At 36.0% G+C, this 4,148-nt stretch carries 4 protein-coding genes and 1 pseudogene; 1 reads left to right on the top strand and 4 read right to left on the bottom strand.

Features of this window, described 5'->3' with window-relative positions; all coding sequences use genetic code 11:
- Positions 1-523 precede the first annotated feature (523 nt).
- The 3 genes from ACIPNH_RS04220 to der are packed head-to-tail and all read right to left on the bottom strand — an operon-like array spanning position 524 to position 2,884.
- Complete coding sequence (locus ACIPNH_RS04220; RefSeq protein ID WP_400771893.1) at positions 524-1,066, bottom strand: demethoxyubiquinone hydroxylase family protein; 543 nt, start codon at positions 1,064-1,066, stop codon at positions 524-526.
- Complete coding sequence (locus ACIPNH_RS04215; protein ID WP_400771891.1) at positions 1,041-1,562, bottom strand: disulfide bond formation protein B; 522 nt, start codon at positions 1,560-1,562, stop codon at positions 1,041-1,043. Before ACIPNH_RS04215 ends, ACIPNH_RS04220 begins: the two co-directional genes overlap by 26 nt.
- Positions 1,559-2,884 (bottom strand): ribosome biogenesis GTPase Der, encoded by a 1,326-nt coding sequence (gene der, locus ACIPNH_RS04210; RefSeq protein WP_400771889.1) that lies wholly within the window; start codon positions 2,882-2,884, stop codon positions 1,559-1,561. Before der ends, ACIPNH_RS04215 begins: the two co-directional genes overlap by 4 nt.
- Before the next feature lie 131 nt (positions 2,885-3,015).
- Here der and ACIPNH_RS04205 point away from each other — a divergent pair, with 131 nt between their 5' ends.
- Complete coding sequence (locus ACIPNH_RS04205) at positions 3,016-3,225, top strand: hypothetical protein (RefSeq protein ID WP_155969249.1); 210 nt, start codon at positions 3,016-3,018, stop codon at positions 3,223-3,225.
- 9 nt (positions 3,226-3,234) lie between these two features.
- Here ACIPNH_RS04205 and ACIPNH_RS04200 read toward each other — a convergent pair.
- Positions 3,235-4,148, bottom strand: a pseudogene (locus ACIPNH_RS04200) (transposase); the annotation flags it as partial.

The raw sequence follows: 4,148 nt of genomic DNA, 5'->3' as shown, positions 1-4,148 counted from the left end.
GGCTAAATTTGAGATAGTTACATGAATTTACCATAAATCACCATCTCATAAAGTGTGATGCAACAAAGCCGTCTGGAATCCACAACTGTACGAACGTTGTAGTTTGGACCACCAGTGGGGTGTCATCCCAGTGCCCAGACACTGGTTCTATGCAACTTAATTAAAAACGTTTGTTTTAGTGTAAGACAATTACCTTTAGCTTATCAGCTCAGTTATAAGCAAAATTTCTGGATTCCAGACTGGAATGACACCATTTGCTGTGCAATTTACCTTCAAAAATGAATGTTCGTACAGTTGTGAACCTGTGGCAGGTATTACATAAGAGCATTTCCCTCTTCTAAATTAAAACGCACTTTTGCCTCCTTTGCAGTCTATACTTTAGATGTATTTAATTTACAAATACTAATTATTTATTAATAATGGTGATATGTAAATATAGTTATAAAATAATTGTTACACTTGAATTCCTTCCTGGTTTCTGTTGTTATCAGAACATTTAAAACACTTTAAGAAAGTTGCTTAGTTAAATTAACTTAGACAAGTAAATAGCAGTTTTGCAGCCTGTTTTTATGAATGATGATAAAATGTTGTAGCCAAATGCGCTTTCAGCATTGTGCTGAATTGCAATATCTTTGTGCTCTAACTCCTCGTCGCGAAATTTACTTATAGTTTCTCTTAATTCCCCATCTTCTAAATGTGAAACTTGCTCTTTGTAGTGCTCCCCGATAACTTCTTCAACTGCAGCAGTGCAAGCCATAGCAGCTTTTTTGCCCATAATGGCAGTTGCAATGCCAAGCGACACTCCTAAAACACGCCAAACAGGCAACAAAACAGTAGGACGAACTTTTTGCTCTTTGATTTTCTCATTAAAATAGTGAAAATGCTTTTTTTCCTGCTCTTCCATTTCAATTATTTCATTGATTATAGAAGATTTCTTAAGAATAAATTTTTGACCAGAATAAATGCAAATAGCTCCATATTCTCCAGCGTGATCTACTCTAATTGCCTGTTGCAAGAACTGATTGTTGCTGTACCTTAAATTATTTAGATTTCTTTCTTTCTCCACAATACACCTTACCTGATACGAACAGAGCTACTATGAGATAAATTAGATTCCATGTTGCTAAGGAAACACCTAGAACGTAATGAGGTCTGTCACAAGATGGAGAGTAATTAGGATTTAGTAGATTATTTCTGAGCTCTTCTATACTAACGTTACCACTTGCTTGCTCTGTACAACCTAAAACATCATGAAATAAGTGGAGTTCAAGACCTATATGATAAAAAGATATTACTGCACCTATGAGGTAGCTGCAAAACATTGCATAGATTAGAATTTTGTTGTCTTTAAGCATGCACGCTACTGCAAGTAATCCGGCGATATAGTAAACTATTCGCTCGTATGTACATAACTTGCATGGCAGCATGTTGAAAAAATATTCTAGCACATATGCAAAAATTAGAGCAGCGGCACTCGACAGCAGAAAGATTGCAGAAATTCTGGAATTATTACACATAACTTTAAGTAAATTATCCCTGAAAGTATAAAGCAGAGTATTCATTTTACATAGGGATTTTTATTTTTTTTCAAAAGCAATCTAACTGGCACACCGTCTGCAAAGAAATTTTTTCTGAGATCGTTAATTAAATAGCGTTTGTAACTTTCATCAACACTTTCAGGTATGTTACATATCAAAGAAAAAGCTGGAGGTTTAGTACCAATTTGAGCGATATACTTCATTTTAACTGCTTTTCCTTTTACAAGAGGGTGAGAATGTTTTCCTACAGCAGCTATGAGCCACTTATTCAGTTTTGCAGTGCTGATCTTCTTGTTCAAGGATTCACTCACTTCAAGACACTTATCTATCACATCACCGCAGCGCATGCCTTTTAACGCAGAAATTGTTATAGTTGGCACTTCCAAGAATAACCTAGTTACTTCCTGTTGTTTGACAAATTTTATTAACCTGCTTCTGTCATCCTTACCTATTAAATCCCACTTATTTAAAACAACAATAATCCCTTTCCCTCCCTTAATTGCAGCTTCACCAATTGATAAATCCTGCTGCTCAATACCAACTAGGGAGTCTAGCATTAAAACTACCACATGAGAGCGCTTGATTGATTCCATGCTTTTCTCAACAAATCTTGATTCTAAGCCATCTACAACATTCGCCTTTCTGCGGATTCCGGCAGTGTCAATTAGAGCAATTAACTCTCCATCATGATCATATGTAATATCCACAGAATCACGTGTGGTACCTGGCTCTGAACTTGTTATTAGTCTGTTTTCTGCAAGTAAACCATTTAAAAAAGTTGATTTTCCAACATTCGGACGGCCGATGATCGCGATCCTCAGCCTACTCAGTTCATTGTTAGGTAACTCAGTGTTCTCGTTAAAATTTTCAATAACACCAGCTAATGCATCATAAAGATCAACCATGCCAAGATTATGCTCGGCAGAGATATACACCGGGCCAAGAAAATCAAAAAACTGCAAATAATCAACATTTTCGGATTTATGACTCTCGCATTTATTTGCTATCAGTATCACAGGTTTATTTATTTTTCTCTTCAGCCACTTTGCAAACTCTTTATTTCGCTCATTTTGCACTTTTGCGTCAACAAGAAAGAAAATTATGTTTGAACTGGATAAAGAAAACTCTATTTGCTCAATAACTTGCAGTGAAAAACTAGTTTGGTCGTTCCATCCTCCTGTATCTATAACTTTAAACTCCAAATTGCTAATTCTCCCCATTCCCTCTCGCCTATCCCTTGTCACTCCTGGAATGTTGCTCACTACTGCTGCTTTTCTTCCTACTAATCTGTTGAATAGGGTCGATTTTCCAGCATTTGGTAGGCCTACTATGGCGATTTTTAGCATAATTCAAGGGCATGTTCTATATGAAGTAAATTATAACCGAAACTTTTCAATTTAACTATTGACTTCGTAGATTATATAAGCATACTACAGTTAGAATTTTTTTATTTCGTTATGTAAAATATGAGGTAGTTATGCTGGTGTCAGAGCAAATAGAGAGTGTAGATAGAGAAGGATTAAAGCAACAAAATCATATACATAAAGATACAGAGTGTTCGGAAGAGACGACAATATATGGGCATATTAATCAACATATGGAAAAAAACATCTCAAATACATTGCATGAAATATATGATGCTCTTATGTCATATAACGAATCGGAACAGTCAATGACGTCAACTTAAGAACTTTCATTAGCAAACTCTCCTAAAGACATGATGGCGTTTAGGCTTATCTACTTTATTGCGGCTGTCCCGGTCGGATTTTAACTTTAGCGCGTATACTTAAAAAGGGCTTGAAAGTTTTTTGGCGCAATAAGTACCTGATAGAGTTTCTGTCTCATTACACTAAATAAAACTGAAAAATTTAAACGATACTCAGTAATTTGATCTGGGTTCCAAGGCCCTTGTGCATCACACATATGAAGCGATAATATATTGCACATGACCAAGTTTGCCCAAAATTCTTGTAATACAGCCTCTCCAGAAAAATTCTCTAACTCTGCTCCTACTTTGAGTCGTTTATAGCACCCCTCTATGTGCCACCTTAACACATAAGCTTTGCTCCAAAGTCTCGGTCAAAAACTCTGTTTCTCAGTTGGCTAATGTCAGCACTATAACTCTTACTTTCTGTCCTTTCATTTTATTTTTTAGCTTTTCATTTTCTAATATAAAATCAAAATCTAATTCGCCAGCGTTCCCATAGCTTACTATAATTTTTTTTTTGCAAGCAAAAAATAAAATCTACTTCCAAATCATAATGCTGCTGAATGAATTTTACTGAAGACGATCATAGATAAATAATAATTTCTCTTGATTTAATAAACGCATTTGAGTGATAACTTCGGGTAATTGCTCTGCCGCCAACGTTTGTTCACCTATATTCCAAGCTGCAAGACGAGCACTACAAATCAGCGAAGTACACAAATCAACAAACAAATTGCCAATGGTGCCTGTTGTTCCATTTGGTTCAAACTCGAATACAATTTCCCCAGAGCTGGGTAATCTCATACCAGAACCATCTGCTGCAATAAGTCTATAGCCTCTCCAACTCAGGTTCATCCTGATAGGCTGTTTGGATGCTTAAATTCTTGAAAGCCTGTATGGCA

Source organism: Wolbachia endosymbiont of Drosophila barbarae (genome assembly GCF_044752445.1).
Classification (GTDB): domain Bacteria; phylum Pseudomonadota; class Alphaproteobacteria; order Rickettsiales; family Anaplasmataceae; genus Wolbachia; species Wolbachia pipientis.
The sequence above is the reverse complement of the archived record's forward strand: the minus strand, read 5'-3'. Positions and strand labels throughout refer to the sequence as shown.

Bases quoted from the DNA above. Each gene is read 5' to 3' on its own strand.
- ACIPNH_RS04215 (WP_400771891.1), bottom strand. From the start codon at position 1,562: ATGAATACTCTGCTTTATACTTTCAGGGATAATTTACTTAAAGTTATG.
- der (WP_400771889.1), bottom strand. From the start codon at position 2,884: ATGCTAAAAATCGCCATAGTAGGCCTACCAAATGCTGGAAAATCGACC.
- ACIPNH_RS04205 (WP_155969249.1), top strand. From the start codon at position 3,016: ATGCTGGTGTCAGAGCAAATAGAGAGTGTAGATAGAGAAGGATTAAAG.